This window comes from Niabella sp. CPT15-335-S11, assembly GCF_058792415.1.
This window is the reverse complement of the sequence record NZ_JBYTEI010000004.1, coordinates 1-23,854: the sequence shown is the minus strand read 5'-3', so window position 1 is coordinate 23,854 and position 23,854 is coordinate 1. Positions and strand designations below refer to the sequence as shown.

At 45.5% G+C, this 23,854-nt stretch carries 20 protein-coding genes; 7 read left to right on the top strand and 13 right to left on the bottom strand.

Annotated elements, in window-relative coordinates:
* Positions 1-5 precede the first annotated feature (5 nt).
* Positions 6-746 (top strand): menaquinone biosynthetic enzyme MqnA/MqnD family protein, encoded by a 741-nt coding sequence (locus AC3WS5_RS12830; protein ID WP_492467793.1) that lies wholly within the window; start codon positions 6-8, stop codon positions 744-746.
* Positions 747-776: 30 nt separating this feature from the next.
* Here the strand turns inward: AC3WS5_RS12830 and AC3WS5_RS12825 are convergent, their stop codons facing one another.
* The 5 genes from AC3WS5_RS12825 to AC3WS5_RS12805 are packed head-to-tail and all read right to left on the bottom strand — an operon-like array spanning position 777 to position 5,467.
* On the bottom strand, positions 777-1,703 hold the full coding sequence (locus tag AC3WS5_RS12825; protein ID WP_492467792.1) for a glycosyltransferase family 2 protein: 927 nt from the start codon (positions 1,701-1,703) through the stop codon (positions 777-779).
* Positions 1,700-2,812 carry a non-hydrolyzing UDP-N-acetylglucosamine 2-epimerase gene (gene wecB / locus AC3WS5_RS12820; RefSeq protein ID WP_492467791.1) on the bottom strand — a complete coding sequence of 371 codons (1,113 nt, stop codon included), beginning with the start codon at positions 2,810-2,812 and terminating at the stop codon, positions 1,700-1,702. The genes AC3WS5_RS12825 and wecB overlap by 4 nt, the downstream gene beginning before the upstream one ends.
* A 9-nt stretch (positions 2,813-2,821) precedes the next feature.
* Entirely contained in the window at positions 2,822-3,958 is a 1,137-nt protein-coding gene (locus AC3WS5_RS12815; RefSeq protein WP_492467790.1) for a glycosyltransferase family 4 protein, read from the bottom strand.
* Entirely contained in the window at positions 3,955-4,674 is a 720-nt protein-coding gene (locus tag AC3WS5_RS12810; RefSeq protein WP_492467788.1) for a class I SAM-dependent methyltransferase, read from the bottom strand. The genes AC3WS5_RS12815 and AC3WS5_RS12810 overlap by 4 nt, the downstream gene beginning before the upstream one ends.
* Positions 4,661-5,467, bottom strand: a complete 807-nt coding sequence (locus tag AC3WS5_RS12805; protein WP_492467787.1) for a TylF/MycF/NovP-related O-methyltransferase — start codon at positions 5,465-5,467, stop codon at positions 4,661-4,663. Before AC3WS5_RS12805 ends, AC3WS5_RS12810 begins: the two co-directional genes overlap by 14 nt.
* A gap of 72 nt (positions 5,468-5,539) precedes the next feature.
* Between AC3WS5_RS12805 and AC3WS5_RS12800 the strand changes: the two genes are divergently transcribed.
* A complete protein-coding gene (locus AC3WS5_RS12800) occupies positions 5,540-6,571 on the top strand; it encodes a glycosyltransferase family 2 protein (RefSeq protein WP_492467786.1) in 1,032 nt (343 codons plus the stop codon).
* Here the strand turns inward: AC3WS5_RS12800 and AC3WS5_RS12795 are convergent, their stop codons facing one another.
* The 5 genes from AC3WS5_RS12795 to deoC all read right to left on the bottom strand — a co-directional run bounded on the left by AC3WS5_RS12795 (position 6,572) and on the right by deoC (position 12,929).
* Positions 6,572-7,705, bottom strand: coding sequence for a glycosyltransferase family 4 protein (locus AC3WS5_RS12795; RefSeq protein WP_492467785.1), 1,134 nt, complete (start codon positions 7,703-7,705; stop codon positions 6,572-6,574).
* Complete coding sequence (locus AC3WS5_RS12790) at positions 7,702-10,191, bottom strand: YfhO family protein (protein ID WP_492467784.1); 2,490 nt, start codon at positions 10,189-10,191, stop codon at positions 7,702-7,704. Before AC3WS5_RS12790 ends, AC3WS5_RS12795 begins: the two co-directional genes overlap by 4 nt.
* A gap of 279 nt (positions 10,192-10,470) precedes the next feature.
* Positions 10,471-10,941 carry a c-type cytochrome gene (locus tag AC3WS5_RS12785; protein ID WP_492467783.1) on the bottom strand — a complete coding sequence of 157 codons (471 nt, stop codon included), beginning with the start codon at positions 10,939-10,941 and terminating at the stop codon, positions 10,471-10,473.
* A 6-nt stretch (positions 10,942-10,947) separates the two neighbouring features.
* Positions 10,948-12,204 (bottom strand): PQQ-dependent sugar dehydrogenase, encoded by a 1,257-nt coding sequence (locus AC3WS5_RS12780; RefSeq protein ID WP_492467782.1) that lies wholly within the window; start codon positions 12,202-12,204, stop codon positions 10,948-10,950.
* Positions 12,205-12,260: 56 nt separating this feature from the next.
* Complete coding sequence (deoC, locus tag AC3WS5_RS12775; RefSeq protein ID WP_492467781.1) at positions 12,261-12,929, bottom strand: deoxyribose-phosphate aldolase; 669 nt, start codon at positions 12,927-12,929, stop codon at positions 12,261-12,263.
* 167 nt (positions 12,930-13,096) lie between these two features.
* Here deoC and AC3WS5_RS12770 point away from each other — a divergent pair, with 167 nt between their 5' ends.
* Positions 13,097-13,918: a hypothetical protein gene (locus AC3WS5_RS12770; protein ID WP_492467780.1), complete on the top strand. Its 822-nt coding sequence runs from the start codon at positions 13,097-13,099 to the stop codon at positions 13,916-13,918.
* A 120-nt stretch (positions 13,919-14,038) separates the two neighbouring features.
* Here AC3WS5_RS12770 and AC3WS5_RS12765 read toward each other — a convergent pair whose 3' ends face one another.
* A complete protein-coding gene (locus AC3WS5_RS12765) occupies positions 14,039-16,570 on the bottom strand; it encodes an ATP-dependent Clp protease ATP-binding subunit (protein WP_492467779.1) in 2,532 nt (843 codons plus the stop codon).
* A gap of 90 nt (positions 16,571-16,660) precedes the next feature.
* On the opposite strand from AC3WS5_RS12765, the gene AC3WS5_RS12760 reads away from it, so the two are divergent.
* Together AC3WS5_RS12760 and AC3WS5_RS12755 are read left to right on the top strand one after the other, a co-directional pair.
* Positions 16,661-17,071, top strand: coding sequence for an STAS domain-containing protein (locus tag AC3WS5_RS12760; RefSeq protein WP_492467778.1), 411 nt, complete (start codon positions 16,661-16,663; stop codon positions 17,069-17,071).
* Between the two features lie 116 nt (positions 17,072-17,187).
* Entirely contained in the window at positions 17,188-18,093 is a 906-nt protein-coding gene (locus AC3WS5_RS12755) for a ribonuclease Z (protein WP_492467776.1), read from the top strand.
* Between the two features lie 58 nt (positions 18,094-18,151).
* On the opposite strand, the gene argS is transcribed toward AC3WS5_RS12755, so the two are convergent.
* Complete coding sequence (argS, locus tag AC3WS5_RS12750; RefSeq protein ID WP_492467775.1) at positions 18,152-19,927, bottom strand: arginine--tRNA ligase; 1,776 nt, start codon at positions 19,925-19,927, stop codon at positions 18,152-18,154.
* Positions 19,928-20,200: 273 nt separating this feature from the next.
* Between argS and AC3WS5_RS12745 the strand changes: the two genes are divergently transcribed.
* Positions 20,201-20,665: a GtrA family protein gene (locus AC3WS5_RS12745; protein WP_492467774.1), complete on the top strand. Its 465-nt coding sequence runs from the start codon at positions 20,201-20,203 to the stop codon at positions 20,663-20,665.
* Between the two features lie 160 nt (positions 20,666-20,825).
* Positions 20,826-22,748 (top strand): molecular chaperone DnaK, encoded by a 1,923-nt coding sequence (dnaK, locus tag AC3WS5_RS12740; protein ID WP_492467773.1) that lies wholly within the window; start codon positions 20,826-20,828, stop codon positions 22,746-22,748.
* A gap of 68 nt (positions 22,749-22,816) precedes the next feature.
* Here the strand turns inward: dnaK and AC3WS5_RS12735 are convergent, their stop codons facing one another.
* Positions 22,817-23,590 (bottom strand): nucleoside phosphorylase, encoded by a 774-nt coding sequence (locus AC3WS5_RS12735; RefSeq protein WP_492467772.1) that lies wholly within the window; start codon positions 23,588-23,590, stop codon positions 22,817-22,819.
* Between the last annotated feature and the right edge of the window lie 264 nt (positions 23,591-23,854).

The following is a 23,854-nucleotide window of genomic DNA, read 5'->3' as shown; positions in this document are numbered from 1 at the left end:
TCGTTGTGGAAGAAAAGATTCGGGTAGGTGTCATTAATTACCTTAACACCCGGCCACTGTTATTTGGATTACAGTTGCCCCCAATAAATGAGAAAATTGAACTGATTGAAGACGTGCCTGCGCGGCTGGCTGAAATGCTTATCGATGGGCAGATTGATGTGGGACTGGTACCAGTGGCTATCACCAAAAAGTTGCCCAACTATTATATCAATGGCAGTTATTGCATCGGCGCTATTGGCGAAGTGGCTTCAGTTTGTGTATTCAGCCAGGTGCCACTGGACAAGATAGAGCGGATATACCTCGACTATCAGAGCAGATCGTCGGTCGCATTGTGCAGGTGGCTGATCGCCCATCACTGGAAAATCAATCCTGAGATCCTGGACGCTGAGAATGAATCCTACCTGGATCAGATCTCCGGGACTACCGCGGGACTGGTCATTGGTGACCGGGCATTGCAGCAACGGCCAAAATTCAAATATATTTATGATCTGGCAGGGGAATGGAAAGCTGCAACGGGCCTGCCATTTGTCTTTGCCGCCTGGGTGAGCACCCGCCCATTGCCGGAAGATTTTATCCGCGAATTTGATCGGGCGAACGCTTATGGCCTGGATCACCTGGATGAGGTCATTGCCCGCATCCCCGAAGGCATCTATGACCTCAGGAAGTACTATTCACAGGACCTGAGTTATAAACTCGATGATGCAAAGCGAGAGGGGCTAACGAAATTCCTGAAAATATTGGGGTGAGTTAGGCGGGCTTATTTAAACTAATCCGGCCTATCTGAAAAGTAGTCTTAATGATTTGGCGAGAACGCCCACGGATACCGAAAAAGTGTCCCATGTTTTTTTTAAAGGAATGTAAGCCACGGTGAGCAGTAATTGCCTTTTGGAGACGTCTGCCAGTTTACCCATAAAATAAACTGACTTTTTCGCGTCGTTCTTTTGTACGGCGGAAAACACGGCGAATTTCCTGTACAATAATGCGACCTCCTTGTTTGATAAGACTTTTACAAGCTCAGGAATTTGTCGTTCTACAGCAATTTTAGATATATCATTGACGCTACTGGCGAAATTGCCGGTTAATGAGGCGGCATGTTCACGGTAGAAATAAGTGTCATAACGGTTAATGTAGCTGAATTTAAAACGGGTGAAGGCGCGTACAAAAAAGTCGTAATCTTCAATCAAAAAGAAGGAAGGGTTATAGCCTTTAAGTTCGAAATGCACCACCGATTTATATAAGAAACAGGCTCCACATCCCAGCCAGCGCTGAAAGCTCTGATAAATGTTGTTAAAGGTCCGGGTGCCGGTAACTTTACCTTCATCATCAATTAGCGTGTAATTAGTATAAGTCAGGTCCACCTCCGGTTTTGATTGTAATTCGTCATACATCACCTGCAAAGCGAAAGGAGCATAGTAATTATCATCGGAGGTCCATGTAAAATACTTGCCTCCAGCCGCTTCAAAACCTTTATTGAGGGAAAGCGGAAGCCGCAGATTTTTTTCATTGTGAATAACCTTTATCCTGTTGTCCTTTGCGGCATACTGTTTTATGATCTCAGGTGTTGAATCCGTTGAACTGTCGTTAACGATGATCAATTCGAAGTCTTTGAAAGTCTGGTTCAGGCAGCTTTCTATGGACGCGCGGATGTATTTTGATCCATTATAGGTAGGCAGGACAATAGATATTTCAGGTTGGTCAATCACGATTCATCAATTAATAATGAGACAATCTGTTCAGCACTGGTACCGTCTCCATAAGGATTCACCGAATTGGACATCAGATGGTAATGTTGGGGATCCTCCAGCAGTCTTCGCGCATTTAATTGAATTTTTTCTCTTGACGCTCCGACCAGGATCGCGTTTCCGGCCTCTACACCTTCCATCCGCTCGGTGACTTCTCTTAAGACCAGCACCGGTTTTCCCAGCGCCGGAGCTTCTTCCTGGATTCCCCCGGAGTCGGTAATAATGAAAAACGACCTGTTCATGATCCAGACCAGGTAAGCATAGTCAAGCGGCGCGATTAGAAAAATATTTTCACGACCGCTCAGTTTTTGCTTTACGACGGATTGAACATTCGGATTCAGGTGTACCGGGTAAACAAACTGAACCGCTGGATATTGTTCGCTCAATTGCAGGATAGCTTCACAAATTTCTTCCAGGGGCTTACCGAAATTTTCTCTGCGGTGACAGGTAACCAGCACGATCTTTCTGTCAAGATCCAGGAATGAAAAGTAGTTCAGATATTGTTCACCCGTATCTGTTTTTTTAACTGTATACAACAGCGCATCAATGACTGTATTACCTGTGATATAAATTTTACCCCGGGTATTCTCTTTCTCGAGATTCATTTTTGCACCCTGGGTTGGCGCAAAATTCAGGTCGGCCATGGTACTGATCATCATTCGGTTTATTTCCTCGGGGAAAGGCGCGTACTTATTAAAACTGCGAAGGCCTGCTTCTACGTGCGCAATTTTCTTTTTCAGGTAATAAGCGGCCAGCGCTCCGGTATACGCGGTAGTAGTGTCGCCCTGAACTAATATCCAATCGGGTGCAGAGCGCGTGATCACTTCTTTTAAACTTAATAAGGCATTGGCAGTGATATCAAACAGCGTCTGATTCGGTTTCATTAGAGCGATATCGTAATCGGCCCTGAGTTCAAATAAATGCATCACCTGGTCGAGCATTTCACGATGTTGCCCTGTTAGACAAATCTCTACTTCAAGATCTCCGCTCTTCCTGGCTTCCATAATGATTGGAGCCATCTTTATTGCCTCGGGGCGCGTTCCAAAAATGAATAGTAACTTTTTTTTCAATGCTAATGTTTATGATATTAATTTCAACAAGGTTGCGCCGGCATCGGGGTCAAACAATTTGATTGCTCTTTCGTGCGCGGCGATGCCCAAATCTTCCCAGCGATGTCTATTTTCAAAGGCTCTCTCCAACGCCTCTTCAAATTCATCGTCATTGGCCGATCCGGCAATAAAGCCTTCGATATTTTCTCTTACCCATTCCGCGTTCCCGCCTACATCGGTCACGACGGATGGCCTCCCGCAGAGCATTGCTTCCACAAGTGCGAGCGGCATCCCTTCCATCCGCGAGGGCATGAGTAATATATGGTTTGTTTTCCAAATATCCCTTACGTCTGAAACTTTTCCATGGAAGGTAACTTTATCGCCAAGCTGATATTCATCGACCAGGGCTTTTAACTTTTGTTCATCGGGTCCGGAGCCGTAAAGGTTCAGGTGCCAGTCTAATTCTTGCCACCGCGGATTTGATAAAACCCTGAGCGCAATATCCTGCCCCTTGTGAACGCTTACCAATATCCCGACAATAGCCATCTGAGGTACGCCCTCCTTTGGAAATGCTATCCTGGATCGCTCTTTGAGGTTTACGGGATTTTTGACAATATGGGCATTGGGTATAATATATCCCAGGTCTCCTTGTGCATTTTTTTTAGACCGTTCGGAAACAAAGAAAACATGATCTGCACGTTGGTAAGCCCATTTAATATTAGCGATTTCAAGTGTTGATAGATGAGCGCCCCCCTCGGGATTCAGGTGACCAAGGATAAAAAACTTAATCCCCCAAAACGTTTTTAGAAGCTCCAGCAATTTTTTCTCGTGAGCTACAGAATAACAGGTGCCATTGTATAAGACCACATCGGGGTTTAATGAAAAAATATCTTCGAGCGAACGGTTTGTGATTTTTCGGAGAAAATAAAAAATCTTGGCTACGAACCGGAGAAAGGCTGACTTGAACCTGCTCTGAAACCCCGGCCGTTTATATTCTTTTAAACCCAGAACGATGAGTTCTTTAAGTTTAGGGTGGTTGTCAGGAGTCGTATAAGACAGGTGGGAAACCTCATGACCTTGTTGCAGCGCCTCTTTGGCCATTTCATACCATAGCTCTTCGCTGCCGCCCCAGCTTTCACGTATCATGGAAATGACCGCTATCTTCATACGATGTTTCGCGTTTTTTTTGCCAGTACAACATTGTTGAGGTACAAATCATCGCGGCTCGGAAGAATAGAATCTAAAAACAGCGCGCAAAGATTGATGAGCGTATAAGTGATAGTCCTGAATGCTGATCGCACCACAGGAATATTTTTGAATATAGGTGAAATGTGCTGGTGGATATAGGTTAGCCAGAGTTGGTGAACGGTTGTAACAGCCGTACCTGTTTTATGAAATTCCAGTACCTCAAAACCGTTTCTCTTCAAAAGCTCGGTCAGGCCATAAGAACTATAGCGGGCAAAATCTACCGGGACTTCGTGTTCACAGATGGCAAAGGGGCAACTGATGAGTATTTTACCGTTTACTTTCAGCACCCTGTTTAACTCTTTCAAGATCTCTTCCAGGTTGAACACGTGCTCAAACACTTCTGATGAAAAAATGGCGTCAAACCGGTCATCTTCAAAAGGAATGGTTTTCCCATTATAAAAAACATCGATTTCTTCGTTTGCATGTGAATGACCCTTACTATCATAGTCCACGCCGATATATTCTGTAACATTAAACAGGCTTTTGTAAGGTTTCGAGCCACATCCAAAGTCCATCAACTGTCCGTTAAGTTTTGGAACGAGCGCTTCAAAAGCCGTCAGCAATCCTCTACGCACCAGATAATTAGGTTGCGACATGCCCGGATTGAATTCTTTGGAAATGCTACCTGGACGCATGACTATTTTTGATTAGAATTCTTCCGGTTTCATCAATGCGACTCAGGTAAGGTATGATTTCCTGGTTTTGGAAATATTCATCGACGGCCTTTCTCGCACCCGCCCAATGTCCATAATCGTCAATAATCAAAACGCCGTTGTCGACGATTAACGGAAACAAATGTTCCAGTTCATGCCTGGTAGATTCATACCAATCTGTATCCAGCCTCAAAATCGCTATTTTATCCGGAATAGTTTTCGGTATTGTTTCTTCAACTTTTCCCTGAATGTAATGAATATTTTGACTGGGATAGCCAGTGGAGTTCAAATTATTGGTTACTTCCTCCAACGCAGAATAAGCCCATACCGGATTCAGATTCCTGTCCGCATTGGCTTTTAACAAATCTCTGGCTGATTGACCCGATGCGCTGATATCTGAATCCGTGGGTTCACTCATACCTTCAAACGTATCAAAAAGAAATAAATGTCTTTTATTGTTACCCAAATTATTCAAAGTAATTGCCGCTGTCATCATACTTCCACCTTTCCATACGCCGCACTCCACAATAGCTCCTTCAATTTTATTTACTTCAATGTATTTTATTGCTTCGATCAGGCTAAAGATTCTTTGAGGGCTCGTCATCGTTTTATCCTTCACCAAATGCAAAGTCTTTATATGTTCCTCTTCAAAGTCTGAAGGCACATCACTTATTGTACTCTTTCGCCTGATTTCATATCCCAGCACATCAAGACTATTTTGTACCCATTTTCTAATCATATATTCAGCTTTCTCCCGGGCGTAAATGTAGTGCATTAACCTCAATCTTTTGCTTCAGCTCATGCACGGGATAAAGGAATGCAGCAATTAATAAAAGGTTGACTATTTTTGAGCCGTTTCAACGAAATATTTGTGATTCTGTACTCTGTCATCATTGTCAATTATAAGTCGCCAGACCTGGTTTTGCAGTGTCTGCGGTCGGTTTATGGTGGCGGACTAAACAGCGAAATCGAGTTTATGGTCGTTGACAATGCCTCGGGTGATGATAGTGAAACCCTGATCACGACAGAATTTCCATCGGTAAAATGGCTGCAAATGGGTTATAACAGTGGATTTGCACGTGCAAATAACGAGGGGATCCGGCGTTCATCGGGCTCCATTATACTCCTGCTCAATTCAGATACGATCTGCCCCGATAACGCCCTCGAACGCTGCTTCAAAAAACTGGAATCAGACCCATATATTGCCGCCGGTGTACAACTCCTGAACGCTGATGGCAGCCCCCAGATCTCGGGGAATTATTTCATTACCGGAGCCCTCAATTATTTGATGGTGTTGCCATACGTTGGAAACATAATACGCCGGGCCGGACTCTATGCCGGTGTAAAAAAGACAAATCTCCCGGAAGCAACCGGCACAAAGGAAGTCGACTGGATCAATGGTGCATTCCTCATGGTGAAAAAAAGTGCGATTGCGCAGGCAGGATTGATGGATGAGGATTTTTTTCTATACTCGGAAGAAACTGAATGGTGTCACCGATTGGGAAAGACCGGTAAACTGTGCATATACGGAGATCTGCATGTCACACATCTGGAGGGGGCAACATCTTCCGCAACTTTTGACTCGAAGACCCGCGGCTACCAGGTTTGGGCCGACAAGAAAGGATTCCAGATCATGGTCTCCCATTTCCTGCGTATGAGAAAACAATATGGTGTGGCCTGGTATCTTTTTCATTTACTGGCGAATATTCTTACAGTTCCGCTTGCGCTGCTGATCCTGATTGTACGGAGCCTTAGTCCCCGCAAGAAAGTCGGACCGGAGTGGCAATCATGGATTGGTTATTCCTGTAATGTTTTCAGATCGCTTTATTATTTCTGCAAAATAATCAGGAACCGCCCCTATTTCTATAAGGTGATTTGATCAGATCAGGGATCGGATGCCGGCAATTGTCCTCTCTGCAATCCTGTCCCAGTTAAAATAATCGTAAAATAGTTGAGGTATCTTGGCAGTAGCATGGTTCGTGTAATCAAACACTGCGTCAGCAAAAGCAACATAGTCACCATCCTGCACCACAGTGAGCGACTCACCTGTAACGGAAACCGGCACACCCCAGGCTCCCGTAGCAAAGGACACAGCAGAAGCCCCGGCAGCCAGGGCCTCAACCAGCTTGGTCTTGATGCCGCCACCTTCAGTAACCGGGTTTAGAAAGATATCTGTCCCCAGGAAATAACGATCAATGTCCTCTACAAATCCAAGGTACACGATATTATCTTCTTTATAGTCCTTAAGATCCTGGTAGGAGGCGGGAAGATCCATTCCGGAAATCAGGATCTTGTACGGGACCTGAAGCTTTTCTTTGAGGAGGGGAGTGATCTGAAACAGGATCTTGTCCAACGCATTCCGGTTTGGTTTATAGCCCAATGAACCGTTGAAAAAGAGGAGGATGTTGTCCTCCGACAACCCCAACCCTTTACACAATCCTGATTTGGTCTCGATGTATTCTTCGATCTTCGGGTGCACGGTTCTTTCAACGCCATAAGTGGCTACGATGGATCTGGCTGGCAGCAGACCGAAAAATTTTTCTGCGTAATCCCGGTCTTCCGGCGTGATGAAAAGATTCAGATCAGCCTGCCGGTGCACGTACTTTTCATAAGCCCTCAATAAAGGCCACCACCATTTTCCGAGGGTTTTAAATCGAAGGCTTTCGATATTATGAGATCGGACCACCAGCTTTAACCCCGTGATTTTTTTTAGCAGAACCCCCAACCAGCCGTAGTACGGATGTTCAATCATCAGCACATGAATGCCCTGTTGTTTCAATACTTTCTTCAGTCTGAAAATAAGAACCGGATCGACATACCTGAGTTTATTGCTGCTGTGCCCAAGCACCGGATAGAATTTCACTGATTCAAGTCCGGATTGATTCTCAGATACCGTAAAACAGTAAATTTCCGCATAGGCGGCGAGGTGCTTCAACAAGAAATAAATGGCCCTTTCGCCTCCTTTTGAAGGAGGGATGAATGGGTAAGGTATCAATGAACCGAGTCTGATCAACTTGCCGGAGGGTTTTGTTTTTTACGAGTCGTCCAATATTCCATGGCAAATCCGCCCAACACCAGGATGATCACCAGCCATCCGCTGAGATACGAAATCGTATTTCCTTTTCTTACAGAATCGGGGTCAAAAACAAAGGTGATGGTATGGTTACCAGCGGGCACGCTCAAACCCCGCATGAAATAATTGGTCCGGATGATTTCCGTCGGCTTCCCGTCAATAGAAGCCTTCCAGCCTGCAGGGTAATACACTTCACTGAAAACCGCAAACTGCGGCGTCCCCGATGCCGATTTGTATTCAATCCTGTCATTCCCGTAGTTCACTAACTGGATGGTTGAACTGGAGTCAGCAGCACCCACAGTCAGTTTCGGAACATCGGCAGCCGCAACAACGGTTGTATCCCTGAGGTTTGTCTGACCGATTTCCTGCAGAGCATCCACGTCATTTTTCGCCGGCTTCATTCCTTTCACAAACCACACGGCGCCATAGGCATGTTGATTTTGCACCACGTCGGGCTGCCCCTGCGAGTTCAGGTTGACAAAATACTTTACATCCAGGGCATTCAGAATTTGTTCGTTGGGCACGGGTGTGAAATATCGTTCGATGACATCCTGGTAAACACGCAACTTGGCAGCATGGTATCCAAGCGCTGAACGGTGAAAATAAGAAGCCCTGTTATCTGTAAACCCGTTCGTGACGTCAAAGACCCTGAAATGCGGATCTTTGTCCTGCAGAATTTTTTCATCAACCGGTGATTTTATGAATGCGTTGCCTTTTGCTTCTTCTTTTGGGACATAAAACTCATCTGTCAGGTATTTTTTGTCCACTACCCAAAGGTCAACCAGCAGGATCAGTCCCAGTATTCCGGTAGCAACCGCCGGTTTGAGGCGATTTTTGAGGTAGAGCCAAAGGATGCCCAGTACAACCAGCGCAAACAAAATCGTCCGCAAAAGCTGTGCGCCAAATAAAGACTGCCTGTCGGCCTTAAGTCCTGCTACAATCGTGGGATAGATTTCCGCGTTGGTTTTGTCGAAATTATTAGCTTGTAACACGTGCTCTGCTAACCCCGGAGTATAACTCTGACCAAGGAACACCAGACCAATGAAGACAATCAACCCGCCGGTTGCCAGCGATATTTTCTTAAAGTTCTGTTGCAGGAATTCTCTTCCGTCTTTGGAGAAGAATATTTTCTGAACTGTTATGGCCGCCATAATGACCAGGGTTAATTGCGGTATTACCAGGATCATCGATGGCGCGCGAAACTTATTATAAAGTGGCAGGTGATGCAACAGGAACAGGTTAAAAGACGGGAAATAGCTGCCCCAGCTCATGAAAATCGCTAAGACAGTCGCAGCCAGCAATCCCCACCTCAGCGGGTGGGATACGCATACAAAGCCGATCAGCGCCAGCAGACAGATGATAGCACCTACATAGGGTGGTCCGCTCGTACCTACCTCACTCGCTTTGATCATTCCCCCCCAGTAAGCAGGAAGGGTGGCGAGTTGAGCTGCGCCGGTCTCGGGAATTCCCCGTTGGACCAGCTTTTCAATCACTTTGGAATTCTCACCGATCACCTGGCTGCTGCTGCTCCCGAATGCATTGGGCATCAGCATCACCAATGGCTCAGCGATTTTCATGCTGTACGATAGTGCATAATCGTCATCAAGGCCTTTTGTGTTCACAGCCTTAACCTGGTTTCCCTGAATTTCTACTGTCTTGCCGCCTCGCATCGTAAAAGCAGCGTATTCTTTAGTAGTTGAATAGGCCAGATAGTAAGTGCCAAGCCCCGCCAATGCAGCAACCACAACCAGGGAAAGCGTGATAAAGATATGTTTAAAGTCTTTTTGCCGGATCCATTCAATGGCATAAAAAAGCGATATAAAAGCAGCCACGATAAAGAAGTAATAGTTGATCTGCGGGTGATTGGCCGTCAGTTCCATGTGGGCGCCGAGCGTGGCAACCGCGAGGCCTACCCAATATTTTTTGTTGAAGATCAGTATCAGACCCGCCAGCAACAGCGGCATGAACGCGATGGCGTACATCTTGGTCTCATGTCCTGCCGAAATGATGACCGGATTATACGTTGAAAAAGCGAAAGCAAGTCCGCCCAGAATGCCCGTCAGCGGATTCAAACCTAGCGCCAGCGCAAGTATATAGAAGGTGATGCAGGCAATAAAAAAGAAATTTGCCGGGTTCGGCAACCATAGTCCAAAAACTTTTTGCAGATTGGGTAATGGTGATTGCTTACCCTCCAGGGCAATCTGGTAGTTAGGCATACCACTGAAGACATGGGTATTCCAAAGCGGCATATGCCCCGTCTTTGCTTTTACTTCAAATGACTCCTGGGCTGCGCCTTTCCAACCGATGATATCGTGTTGTTGCAACACGTTGCCCTCCAACACAGGTTTGCAGAACAACAGGGAGGCAAGCACGAAAACTGCGATGGCAGCGAGATGGGGAGTAATCTTGTTCAGCCGGATCTTCATATATAATTTTTGTGTATGTTTAATGTTAGTTCCCGGTCGGATTATCTTCCGGAAATTGGTATTGGCTATACACCATTATTGGGGCAAAATAAGATTATTTTACCGGATTTATCCATATTCTCCACGAATAATACAGGTAATTAAACCGATTATTCGTAAAACGGGAATTTATAATCTGAACGCAAAGGAAAAATCAACGATCAGCGCCCGGGAAAATTTGTTTTCCCGACTGGCCGCAAACTTATTATCGGCGCACGCACCGCAAATCTCCCAGTTAAATTATTTCGCGGCCCCGCGCTGTTTCTTCACTTCTTCTTCAGAAACAGACCCCGCCTTGTTCCCAAAGCTATTGCGCACGTAGGTCAGGACATCGGAAATCTGGCGGTTACTGAGGTAATTATGCGGAGGCATCGGGTTACTGAAATAATCTCCGCCGATTTCTATTTCCTGATCCATTCCTTTCAGCAGGATCTGGATCAGCTTGTTTTTACTTCCAAGAACGTAAGAGGTCTTGATGAGCGGCGGGTTCAGATTGGGCACACCGCCGCCATCGGCCTGGTGGCAGGTCAGGCATTCTTTACGATACACAACACTGCCTCTTTGCATGGCCATGGCGAAAGGGCTGGCTGCAGGGCGTTTGGAGTGGGCGGATTTTGCAGACGATCCGGAACGGGCTTTGGACACAGTTTGTGACCATGCACCCAGGCAGAAAAACAGAAATCCTGCCAGGGCAAAAACTTTTTTGATCATAGGTGTTTATCTGGTGAATGTGATTTTATAAATAGTACCAGCTTTATCATCGGAAACGTATAAGGCGCCATCCGGACCCTGAGCCAGGCTGCTGGGGCGGTGTTCAGCTTTTCCTGATGCCGTATTTTCCTTTGACCCCGAGAAATTATCAGCAAAGATCTCCCAGTCACCTGAAGGCTTTCCATTCTTAAAAGGCTGGAAAACTACGTAGAATCCTTCCTGGGGAAGCGGCGCCCGGTTCCAGGAGCCATGAAAGGCTATGAAAGCACCATTTTTGTATTTTTCGGGAAACATACTACCCGTATAAAATAACAAACCATTGGGAGCCAGGTGTGCAGGATAGACAGCTACCGGTAATGTATATTTTTCAGGACTTTCTTTTTTCCCGTCACCGCCATATTCCGGAGCCAGTACATTTTTTTTCTGAACGCCATCGTAATAAATGTAGGGCCAGCCGCAATTATCCCCTTTTTTCAACTCGAACATCACCTCGGCCGGAAGATCAGCGGATTTCTGGTCGTCAAAATATTCCGGGAACATAGTCAACTGATCGCGGCCGTGCTGCATCACAAATAATGACTGGGTCTGCTTGTTCCAATCCAGACCAACCACATTCCTGATGCCTGAGGCAAACCTGGTACCGTCTCCGTAGGTCTGGTTTTGCTTATCTGCCTTGAATTGCCAGATGCCACCGGCTGAATCTAATACCGGGCAGGGTTTAATGCCAGGGGATTCTTTCCGGCGGTCCTGAACCTGACAGGAATTGGAGTAGGCGCCAACATTAACGTAGATATTCCCATTTGTGTCAAACGTAAAAGACTTGGTTTCGTGTTGCCGCCGGTTGATCAAACCTTTAATAATCGTTTCGGGCGCATTGGTATCGATTACCTTCTGATTGGCGTCTAGTTTGTACCTGTAAACATCGCTGTTTGATGAAGTATAGAGATAATTGTCTTTCAGAAGAAGTCCGGTGCCAGCATAATCGCCAAATCCAGATACCTGTTCATAAACGCCGTCTTTATTCTTGTCTTGTAAATACAACACAGAATGACCGTCTTTTGGTCTGGCGAGTTTTACATAAAGATCACCATTTTTTGTTATGGCCAGATCCCTGGCCCTTCCCAGGTTCTCGGCGACAGCTTTCGCGGTGAAACCCTTTTCCAGAGCAAGGCCAGTAGTATTTTGGGCCGATGTGTTCAGGGAAAAAAATGCAAGGCAGGCAATAATCAAATACCACCTCATGGGTGTGCGGATGGTTATCATTGGAAATATTTTTTTAATTTTTTTAAAGTTGATTTGCGCTAAGTTAAAAAAAATGTTCAATAGTTGGCCGCTCCCTGCTCACCTTTCACAATAGCAACACTGGCACTGCAACCTAACCGGCTTGCGCCGGCTTCCACCAATTGCCTCGCGAACTCATAATCCCTGATGCCTCCCGAAGCCTTGATTTTTACCCCGGCCGGTAAGTGTTTCTTGAATAGTTCCACGGCGTGCAGACTGGCTCCTTTTTCCGCATAGCCGGTTGAGGTTTTGAGGTAATCGATTCCCGCTATGCCATACAATTTGCAACACTGAATGATCTCATCATCGGTCAGGACCCCGCTTTCAATAATAACTTTCACCACCTTTCCTTTCTCTCTGATGATGGGCAGTAAATGGTTGATTTCATTGGCCAGGTATTGCCAGTCATTGTTCTTCAAAGCAATCAGGTTGATGACGATATCCAGCTCATCGGCTCCGTCAACCAGCGCCAGCACGACCTCGGCCAACTTGGCTTCGACGGCGGAGTATCCAAACGGAAATCCGATGACTGTGGCTGTCTTCACACTGCTCCCCTGAAGCAATTCCTTTGCCTTTCTCACAAAAGGCGGGGGTACGCAAACGGCTGCAAACTGGTATTCTCCGGCTTCACTGCAGAGTTTTTCAATGTCTCCTATCAGCGTGGTAGGCTTTAAAATCGTATGATCGATAAACGATGCGATATGCATATGACTGATAAATTTATATGCAAACCTAACTGATTCAGCGGAAATGCCAGTCAGTCAGAATCCAGTTAAATATTTGCAAATAACTTATTCCTTGTGCCTTGAGTATCAGTTTTTCATAAAAAAATCATGGAACAGATTATAATTTTGCACCTTAAGACTAAATCAAAATGAAAAAATTATTACTCTACGTGATAGTTGGACTTTCGTCCATCGTCAACGGTGTTTCCGCATTCGGACAGGAAGCCAAACACAACCAGTTCACCATTGGAGCCCAATATCAGAACCGGATGCAGTATTTGGGAAGGACGGATTCACTCACAATCCCGCTGATCGTTCCCAATGCCCGGTTCTCAACAAAAGGCGGACTTTTTCTGGAAGGTGAAGGTTATTTTAATCTAAATGACCACAAAGTAGATGGGGGATATGTTGCTGCCGGATATGAGTTTGATAAGGGCGACTGGAACGGCGGCGCCGCTGTCAGCAAATATTTCTTCGACACGCAGAGTCGTTTGATAAAATCGGCGATCAGTACTTCAATTGGTGGATATTTATCTTACAATGCCAAAGTTGTTACCCTGAATGTGGAACCTAATTTTAGCTTCGGCGATGGCAATACCGATTTTGTTCTTGGCGCAGGTTTGACCAAAGAAATATCAGCGGATCACGTGTTCAAGTCGGGGAGTTTTTCAATGACCCCCTCGGCTTATGTCTGGTTTGGAACACAGTCCTTTGCAGAATCGCACTATACAAAACATAGAGGAAAAGGCGCGCCAACAACTACAACAAGTGAAAATTTCAAGACGTTTCAGCCGATGTCGCTGGAATTTAGCCTCCCTGTCAAATTGGGATTAAGCAAGCATGTTCAGTTGCTTGCTACCCCACTGCTCGCAATTCCTGAAAATACGAAGGGACTGGATGGATATTATGGATCTGCCAGTTACCCGAAATCTATCTTTATTTTTAAGGGAGGTGTAGCATTTGTTTTCTAAGCAACCTGTAAATAAAACCGGCTCCCGTCATCGTGACCGGAACCGGTTTCTATATCTTATCGGGGTCGTTCTGTAATATAGCCTGTGCCAGCGACCCTAATCAACTGTGAGGCTCTTTTTTTAGGCCTTGTGGATCTGTTCTTCGGTTTTTTTAACCGTGAAAAACAGCTTGTCCTGTTCTTTGTTGAGTTCCACCAGCAGGATATCCCCTGGTCTCACGTTCATATTCAGGATTTCTTCTGCCAGCGGGTCCTCGAGGTATTTCTGGATGGCTCTGTGGAGCGGTCTGGCCCCAAACTGCTGGTCATAGCCTTTATCTGCCAGGAAGTTCTTAGCTTCTTCGGTGAGTTCCAGCCCATAGCCAAGGTTTTCGATCCGCTTCAACACGCCTTTCATTGAAATGTCGATAATGCTGAAAATATTGTCCCTGGAAAGACTGTTAAAGATTACGACATCATCAATCCTGTTCAGGAATTCGGGTGAAAAAGTACGTTTAAGTGCTTTTTCGATCACTGCCTTGTTTTCTTCATCCTGACTTTCCACTTTAGACGAGGTTGCAAAACCAACACCGGAACCGAAATCTTTCAATTGTCTGACGCCGATGTTAGACGTCATGATAATGATTGTATTTTTAAAATCAACCTTCCTGCCCAGCCCGTCAGTCAGTTGTCCGTCATCCAGCACCTGCAGCAGGATATTGTAAATATCAGGGTGTGCCTTTTCGATCTCGTCCAGCAGTATAACGCTGTACGGTTTACGGCGTACTTTCTCCGTCAACTGTCCGCCTTCTTCATAACCCACATATCCGGGAGGTGCACCGATCAAACGGCTCACCGTGAATTTTTCCATGTATTCACTCATATCGATCCGTACCAGGGCGTCCTCAGCATCAAAAAGATACCTGGCCAGGGAACGCGCCATTTCGGTCTTACCAACCCCGGTGGGACCAAGAAAAATAAAGGTGCCGATTGGTTTCCTGGGATCTTTCAGCCCGACGCGGTTTCTCTGGATGGCTTTAACTACCTTGGAAATCGCTTCATCCTGACCGACTACCATGCCTTTCATATCTTCAGACATTTTCCGGAGCTTTTCGGTTTCAGCTTCAACCATTTTCCGGACAGGTATGCCGGTCATACTGTGGATCACCTCAGCGATATCTTCCTCGGTGATGGGGTATCTTTTATGTTTACTTTCCTCTTCCCAATCCGTTTTTGCCTTTTCGAGGTCTTCGGCCAGACGTTTCTCCGTATCTCTCAGAGAAGCTGCTTCTTCAAATTTCTGGCTCTTCACGACCCGGTTTTTCTCATTCTTCACGTCCTCGATCTTTTTCTCAAGCTCCACAATATTCTGGGGCACGTTGATGTTCTTCAGGTGCACCCTGGCGCCAACCTCGTCCATCACATCGATGGCTTTATCGGGAAGCAGCCTGTCGGTCACATAGCGATCGCTGAGTTTTACACAGGCATCAATAGCTTCGTCCGTGTAAGTTACACTGTGAAAATCTTCGTATTTGGATTTGATATTGTTCAGGATTTCGATGGTTTCATCCACACTGGGCGGATCTACCATCACCTTCTGGAATCTCCGATCGAGTGCTCCGTCCTTCTCAATATACATTCTGTATTCGTCAAGTGTGGACGCTCCAATGCACTGGAGTTCGCCCCGGGCCAATGCGGGTTTAAAAATATTGCTGGCATCCAGAGAACCACTGGCTCCACCTGCACCTACTATCGTGTGCATTTCATCGATGAAGAGGATCACGTCCCGGTTCTTTTCCAGTTCGTTCATGATGGCCTTCATTCTTTCCTCAAACTGCCCACGGTATTTAGTTCCCGCAACTAACGATGCCAGATCAAGTGAAATAACCCTTTTGTCAAACAGCACGCGGCTCACTTTCCGCTGCACAATACGCAGGGCGAGCCCTTCCACGATGGCCGTTTTTCCAACTCCGGGTTCACCGATCAGGATCGGGTTATTCTTTTTCCGGCGGCTGAGGATCTGCGACACCCTTTCAATTTCCTTTTCCCGTCCGACGATCGGATCCAGGTTGCCGCTCTCTGCCAGCTTTGTTACGTCACGGCCAAAATTGTCCAGCACCGGCGTTTTGCTTTTTACGTTGCCTTTGGCTGCAGTACCTCGGGGCTGTTGGGCGTATTTCTTTTCTTCTTCAAATTCATCTTCACCTTCCTCGCCAAATTCCGCACGGGGTTCATTCGATTTCAGAATACCCAGTTCCTGGCGGAACAGGTCATAATCCACATCGTACTGATTTAGTATCTGCGTGGCGATATTTTCCTTGTTCTTAAGGATAGACAGCATCAGGTGTTCAGTTTCCACCATATTGCTTTTAAGGGCCTTTGCCTCTAGTACGGTTACACGGATCACCTTTTCTGCCTGTTTGGTCAGGGGAAGGCTGTTGATATTAGCTATATTCTTGCCTGTCTTGTCTTTGATGGCAAGTTCGATTTCTTTCCTCAACTCAAAAATGTCCACGTTAAAGCTTTTCAGGATACGGATTGCGGTATTATCGCCCTCACGTATTAACCCAAGCAGCAGGTGTTCGGTACCAATAAAATCATTCCCCAATCTCAGCGCTTCTTCCCTGCTGTAGGAGATGATTTCTTTTACCTGTGATGAAAAATTATTATCCATATTAAAGATAAAATGATTAATTACAATATTAACAAATATATTTGGTACTGGTTCAGCAAGTTTCTGAACATCGGCCCCAAAATGTAAATTATGCAAGTCAAAATTGATACCAAAGAGAATTTTCACGTAATCAGCACCTCAGACCGCATTCTTCCTGCAACTATGACAGACGGGATGCGTGTAGCGTTGCTTCCTTTTCTGCAAAATGAAATTAAAAATATTATATTAAACGTTCAGTCAGTAGAGGAAATAGACAGGGATGCTGCACTGCAACTCTTACAAATTCAACGGGAATTTTACGAAAATAATGCTTCTTTCGTCACCTGTGCCCTTCAAAAACCAGTGGTAGACTTTCTGTCAGAGGCAGGGATCATGGAATTGTTCAACAGCACACCTACCGAAAGCGAAGCGGGTGATATCATACTCATGGAAGAAATTGAACGGGAATTGATGGATTCTGACGACCCCCACCTGGAGGAAATCGATGATGAACTTCTCTGAAAAAATGACCAATCCGATCAATTAGAACGTATTAACGGCGCTTTTTTTGGTATTTTGAAGCCGAAATTGGAATTTAGGGTTTAGTTTTGGCGTTTAAGTCATTATTGCCTCCGTTCATGCTTGGAATTACTATCCTGGGAAATAATTCTGCCGTTCCGGCCTTTGACCGGCACCCGACCAGCCAAATCATTGCTACTTCAAAAGGTAAGTTTATGGTTGATTGCGGTGAGGGAACGCAAATCCAAATGATGCGCTATAAGATCAGGCGCAGCCGGATTTCCCATATTTTCATTTCCCATTTACACGGGGATCATTATTTCGGATTAATCGGCCTGCTCAATTCCTTTGCACTGCTGGGGCGTATTCAGGAATTACACGTCGTTGGGCCGGCTCCGCTGCAACAGATCATGGAATTCCAACTGAATGTGGCCCACACCCAGCTAACCTACGATCTGCATTTTCATACGATCAGAAATCCGGGCTTTCTGATGACCGTGAACGATATAGATATTTCCTGTTTCAAAACCAACCACCGGATTGAATGTTACGGTTTTCTCTTTCGGGAAAAAAGAAACCCCAGAAAGATCGATCCGGAGAAAATCATGAAGTACGATATTCCGTTCTCGTCCCTTGCGAGCTTGCAGAAAGGGGATGATTATGTGAGTGAATCTACGGGTAAGGTCATTAAAAACGTACTGCTCACCAGTCCTGCGCCGGCGGGCAAAACCTACGCTTTTTGTGCAGATACAAAATATGATGAATCACTGATACCGCATATCGAGGGTGTGGACCTGGTATATCACGAGACGACCTACCTGGATAATTTTGCTGAAAAAGCGGGTCAGCGGTTTCATTCTACCACCCGGCAGGCCGGTACGATTGCCAGGAAAGCAGGTGTGAAAAAATTGCTGATCGGACATTTCAGCAGCAAATATGAGAACCTGGATGATTTCGCGAATGAAACCAGGGAGGTATTCCCTAATACTGAACTGGCGCTTGAAGGAGTTACTTATCTATTGTAAAGCGGCAGGAAGCGCCAATACATCCCGGACTGGCCGGAAGATTTCTACCTGTACAGATTTACATCCGTTCCGGCATCCTGATGCCCAGCAGTGCCATCCCTGATGAAAGCGTATTTGCGGTGAGGGTACAGATTTTCAGACGAAGGATCTTTTTCTCCGCTGTTTCTGCGCTTCGCACCGAATGTGCAGCATAGAAACTGTTGAAGGTCTTGGCTATACTATATACATATATCGCTATTACAGAAGGGTTGTGTTCGGCTGCGGCTTGCAGCTTAATCGTATCAAACTGTTCCAACAGGAAGATAAGTTCTTTTTCCAGGGGCAGCAGGGGAGAGGTTGCCACTTTGCCCGACTCAATAGTCTCCGCGCGCAACATAGACCGGATCCGGGCATAGGTGTATTGAATAAAAGGCCCGGTGAATCCGTGAAAATCGATGCTTTCTTCCGGATTGAAGACCATTCTTTTCTTGGGATCCATCCGCATCAGGAAAAATTTCAACGCTCCAAGTGCGATGATCTGGTGAAGATCCCCGAGTTCCGTCTCATTAAAATCCTTCACTTTGCCAAGTTCTTCCGTTTTGGCAGCCGCCACATTAACCAGTACATCAAGCAGTTCATCGGCATCCACAACCGTGCCTTCCCGGGTTTTCATGCGGCCGGAAGGCAGTTCCACCATACCATAGCTGAGGTGGTAGATTCCATTCGCGTAGGGTTTATCTAATTTTTGCAGGATCAGTTTCAATACCTTCATGTGATAGTTCTGCTCATCTGCAATCACGTAAATGCTTTGGTCGTAAGGGAAGTCCTTATATTTTTCTTCAGCGAGCCCCAGATCCTGTGTCATATAGACTGAGGTCCCGTCTTTGCGAAGTACCAGTTTTTCATCCAGCCCCTCAGCCGTGAGATCGATCCAGACACTGCCATCCTCTTTTTTATAGAAAACACCTGTCTTCAGGCCTTCTTCAACAAATTTCTTTCCAAGCAGGTAGATATCGCTCTCGTAATAGGTCTTGTCAAAATCAACCCCAATCCTTTTGTAAGTCTGGTCAAACCCTTCGTAAACCCAATGATTCATCATTTTCCAGAGGGCCACCACCTCCGGGTCACCATTTTCCCAATCGACCAGCATTTTCTGTGCAGCCAGCATGAGGGGTGTGTTTTTTTCAGCTTCTTCTTTTGACATGCCCTGCTTCTCCAGCTCTGCTGCCTCGGCTTTGTGCTTTTCGCCAAACATCACGTAATAATCGCCAACCAGGTGGTCGCCTTTAATGCCCGTACTTTCAGGTGTAGCGCCATTGGCGAACCGCAGCCAGGCTACCATCGATTTACAAATATGAATGCCGCGGTCATTCGCAACCGATGTCTTCCTGACTTTTGCACCTTGTGATTTCAGGATCTCGGCGATAGACCATCCCAAAAAAATGTTTCGCAGGTGTCCCAGATGGAGGGGTTTGTTTGTATTGGGAGATGCGTATTCGACCATTACCTTCTCCCCGGAGCTGATTATTTTTCCGGTACCCGCATTGGTATACTGATCCTGGAGGTACTGGTGCCACCAGCTATCGGTGATTGCAAGGTTTAAAAAACCTTTGATGATATTGAATCCCTGAATTACTTCCGGATGATCCTGCAGTAGTTTTTCGCCAATTTCATGACCCAGTTCTTCGGGTTTCTTCCTGAGCTCCCTGAGCAGTGAAAATAATACCAGCGTGTAGTCACCCTCAAATTCGGGTTTCGTTATATTAATGGTAATAGAAGCTTCTTCAACCGTTTTCCCGTACAGGTCTTTCAGTGCGCCTGCCACCATCGATTTCAATACCGCTGCGATGTTCATTTTTTCAAGTTTGTGCAAATGTAAGCGATAATCATCTTTAGTCATATTTCAGATACACCATGGATGCCCGCTTTGTTAAAATAAAGAAAATCTCCATGTAATGAGAAGTTTTTGAGCAAAACGCATAGGGTTTACCCAGTATTCTCATATTTTCATTTTTTTGAATTGCTATGGCTGCTTTATCTTCGCAACCTCATGAGGCAGCACTTTTATCGTATCCGGAATCTTATTTTGCCTGTCCTCGATTTTTTTTATCCGCTATTCAGACGGTTAATGCCTATCCAGACTTTCCGCTACATGGGATCCGGCCTGGCGAATACAGTTTTGGGGTGGGTGAGTTACTACATCACATTTCGGTTTATTTTAAGGCGACAGGATTTTCATTTTGGTTTCTTTGCCTTCAAATCCCACATTGCCGCGTTGTTTGTCTCCTTTTGTATTTCCTTCGTGGTTGGTTTTTTTCTGATGAAATACGTGGTTTTTGACGACAGCAAGATCAAGGGGAGGGTTCAGCTTTTCAGGTATCTGATGGTCAATGTCTTCAATTTGTTCATGAACTATCTGTTACTGAAAATTGCTGTGGAAATCTGGCATATTTACCCGGTATTCGCCCAGGTGGGAACTACCACGGTGATCATTCTTTTCAGCTATCTGGCCCAGCGGCATTTTACGTTTAAGAAAGCTGATGAGCCCGGTTACCTGGAGGAAGACACGGACCGGGATAGCGCTTCGGAGTAATCCTGCAAAGTCTCGCAAACTCAGCTCGCTGGTTATCAGGCACCCATCCGCTTCCAGATTTTCTGCCATTTTTTCATATTTGGTCCGGACGGCACAATCATTGCCGAAGAAATGATGCCGCGAATTGCGGTTTAGCATAAACCGGAAAAAATTTATTTATATGGGCAAAATTATTGGTATAGACCTGGGTACCACGAATAGCTGCGTTGCCGTGATGGAAGGCAGTGAACCGGTCGTCATAGCAAATGACGAAGGCAGGCGCACGACGCCGTCAGTTGTCGCATTTCTGAAAAATGGTGAGCGGAAAGTGGGTGATCCCGCAAAAAGGCAGGCGATCACTAACCCGCAAAACACCATTATGTCCGTAAAGCGTTTTATGGGTCGACGGTTCGACGAAGTGACGGACGAGATTAGCCACTGGAGTTATAAAGTGGCCAAAGGCGACAATAATACAGTCAGAATAGACATTGATGGCAGGCTGTACACCCCCCAGGAAATTTCGGCCATGGTGTTGCAGAAGATGAAAAAGACTGCCGAAGATTACCTTGGTCAGGAAATTACCGAAGCTGTAATTACTGTTCCGGCCTATTTTAACGACGCACAACGTCAGGCGACCAAAGAAGCCGGGGAAATTGCCGGACTGACAGTCCGCCGTATTGTAAACGAACCTACTGCAGCCGCGCTCGCTTACGGGCTCGACAAAGGCGGCAAAGACCATAAAATTGCGGTCTTTGACCTGGGTGGCGGAACCTTTGATATCTCCGTCCTTGAATTGGGCGACGGTGTTTTTGAAGTAAAATCTACTAATGGGGATACCCACCTCGGTGGTGACGATTTTGATAAGGTGGTGATGGATTGGCTGGCTGATGAATTCAAGAAAGAAGAAGCCGTGGATCTTCGGAAAGACCCGATGGCCCTTCAACGCCTGAAAGAAGCATCTGAAAAAGCAAAGATCGAATTATCCTCATCTATAGAAACAGAAATTAACCTTCCTTATATTACCGCTATTGATGGTGTACCCAAGCACTTGGTGAAAAAGCTGACCCGTGCCAAATTTGAACAATTGGCCGATAATCTTTTCGCCCGTTGCCTGAAGCCTTGTGAGGCTGCGTTGAAAGACGCATCAATGAACGCAAGCGAAATTGAAGAAGTGATCCTGGTAGGCGGTAGTACCCGTATTCCGAAAGTGCAGGAACTGGTTGAGAAGTTCTTCGGGCGGAAACCCAACAGGGGCGTGAACCCCGATGAAGTAGTTGCCGTAGGCGCTGCCATACAGGGTGCCGTACTGACCGGAGAAGTAAAAGATGTGCTGTTGCTGGATGTGACCCCGCTTTCACTGGGTATCGAAACCCTCGGCGGCGTAATGACCACCCTGATCCCATCAAACACCACAATTCCTACAAAAAAATCTGAGACTTTCTCCACGGCGAGTGACAACCAACCGGGCGTACAGATTCATGTACTGCAGGGTGAGCGTTCGATGGCCAAAGACAATAAGAGCCTTGGTATCTTTAACCTGGATGGGATTCCGCCTGCTCCCAGGGGAGTACCGCAGATTGAAGTGATCTTTGATATTGATGCGAATGGTATTATGCACGTGACCGCTAAAGATAAGGGCACAGGCAAGGAACAAAAGATCCATATTGAAGCCGGCAGCGGATTGAGCAAAGATGAAGTTGAAAAGATGAAGACTGAAGCTAAGGCCAATGAGGCGGCAGATAAAATTGAAAGGGAAAAGATCGACAAGCTTAACGCTGCCGACAGTCTGGTGTTCCAAACGGAAAAGCAACTTAAAGAATATGGCGACAAGATCCCCGCTGATAAAAAGGCCACTATTGAGTCTGCTGTTGAAAAACTGAAAGAAGCACACAAGCTTCAGAATATCGCGGAAATTGATAGTTCCATGCAGGAGCTGAACGCAGCCTGGACTGCGGCCAGCGAAGATATTTACAAGAGCGGCCAGGGTCCGGAGGCCGGTGGTCATCCTGGCGGTGATGGTCAGGGTGCTGCTGGTGATGGAAGTCATGATGCATCTGGCGGAGCAGAAGATGTTACGGATGTTCCCTATGAGGAAGTGAAATAATGACGGACTAGCATCGCTGAGCAAAAATTATCAGATCGCTGTAAATATCTAATTTACAGCGATTTTTTTTAGGTAATTTTTAATTTGTTAATAGTATGATAGATCAAATTCAATGAATCAATACTGCCGTTTTCAATACCTTTCTCGAAGTCAATTTCATGCTGTGCCAACGAATTGGTTAAATGTGCATAACAGACTACATTTTTTTTCTTTGCTATGCTAAAAGCATAAAGGGCAGACGCCTCCATTTCAACGGCGGTTACTCCTTTCCTCTTTGCCATTTCAATAGCTGAATTTGTTTCACGATAGGGGGCGTCGGTAGTCCAACTTAGACCGGATTCAAGAGATAATTCTTTAACCCCAAATAAGTCTGTTATCTTATTAAATATTTCTTTGTTTATTGTAGCAGTTATTTCCGGAGCTATGTAGTGATAGCTTGTACCTTCATCACGTAATGCTGATTCGATAAGTATAAAACGGGAATTGTTTTTGGGTTCATTAATAATACCGGCAGAAGTTATGCTAATTAATAGTTCACAACCGGAAACAAATAATTGTTCGGCTAAAAGTACCGCAAATGATGCCCCAACAGCATTCCCAATGATCCCTAAAGTATGTTCTTTATATTGAAATCGGAATAAGTCGGTATGATAACATGCCCAATGGCTGTCTAAAACCGCCCGATTGGTTTTTACCAAATACTTGACAATATCACCATCAGGGTCGAGGATACATATATTAGGAATATTGCCTTCAGTAATATTCTTTTGCCTACGGGCTTCCCGTAAAAGATTTTCAGGCGTAAATACAGAATCCTCAGAATAGTTCTTGGTCTCAAACATGTTTCGATAGTTGGTTTTAATTGTGATTAAGCCCATTTAAATGATACTGCGACATTAAATTTTAAAACGTTAATGTTTTAGCGCTTTTCCGAATCAGTTTATATAAATTTGTTATATAATTAAACTTACAAACCTTTGGGGGCATTGTTATCGCAACTACTAAGACAAGTGCCACGACCAAGTATTGTATAACACTCCCCAATTTTAGGACCATCAGGGTTGATTGCTAAGTTAAGATTTCTTTCTTTTTCATTAGGCAGCTTT

What these genes read in the sequence shown, in the direction of transcription:
- AC3WS5_RS12815 (WP_492467790.1), bottom strand. Translation starts at nt 3,958, where the DNA reads ATGAAGATAGCGGTCATTTCCATGATACGTGAAAGCTGGGGCGGCAGC.
- AC3WS5_RS12810 (WP_492467788.1), bottom strand. Translation starts at nt 4,674, where the DNA reads ATGCGTCCAGGTAGCATTTCCAAAGAATTCAATCCGGGCATGTCGCAA.
- AC3WS5_RS12805 (WP_492467787.1), bottom strand. Translation starts at nt 5,467, where the DNA reads ATGCACTACATTTACGCCCGGGAGAAAGCTGAATATATGATTAGAAAA.
- AC3WS5_RS12790 (WP_492467784.1), bottom strand. Translation starts at nt 10,191, where the DNA reads ATGAAGATCCGGCTGAACAAGATTACTCCCCATCTCGCTGCCATCGCA.
- AC3WS5_RS12785 (WP_492467783.1), bottom strand. Translation starts at nt 10,941, where the DNA reads ATGATCAAAAAAGTTTTTGCCCTGGCAGGATTTCTGTTTTTCTGCCTG.
- AC3WS5_RS12780 (WP_492467782.1), bottom strand. Translation starts at nt 12,204, where the DNA reads ATGATAACCATCCGCACACCCATGAGGTGGTATTTGATTATTGCCTGC.
- deoC (WP_492467781.1), bottom strand. Translation starts at nt 12,929, where the DNA reads ATGCATATCGCATCGTTTATCGATCATACGATTTTAAAGCCTACCACG.
- AC3WS5_RS12770 (WP_492467780.1), top strand. Translation starts at nt 13,097, where the DNA reads ATGAAAAAATTATTACTCTACGTGATAGTTGGACTTTCGTCCATCGTC.
- AC3WS5_RS12765 (WP_492467779.1), bottom strand. Translation starts at nt 16,570, where the DNA reads ATGGATAATAATTTTTCATCACAGGTAAAAGAAATCATCTCCTACAGC.
- AC3WS5_RS12760 (WP_492467778.1), top strand. Translation starts at nt 16,661, where the DNA reads ATGCAAGTCAAAATTGATACCAAAGAGAATTTTCACGTAATCAGCACC.
- AC3WS5_RS12755 (WP_492467776.1), top strand. Translation starts at nt 17,188, where the DNA reads ATGCTTGGAATTACTATCCTGGGAAATAATTCTGCCGTTCCGGCCTTT.
- argS (WP_492467775.1), bottom strand. Translation starts at nt 19,927, where the DNA reads ATGAACATCGCAGCGGTATTGAAATCGATGGTGGCAGGCGCACTGAAA.
- AC3WS5_RS12745 (WP_492467774.1), top strand. Translation starts at nt 20,201, where the DNA reads ATGCCTATCCAGACTTTCCGCTACATGGGATCCGGCCTGGCGAATACA.
- dnaK (WP_492467773.1), top strand. Translation starts at nt 20,826, where the DNA reads ATGGGCAAAATTATTGGTATAGACCTGGGTACCACGAATAGCTGCGTT.
- AC3WS5_RS12735 (WP_492467772.1), bottom strand. Translation starts at nt 23,590, where the DNA reads ATGTTTGAGACCAAGAACTATTCTGAGGATTCTGTATTTACGCCTGAA.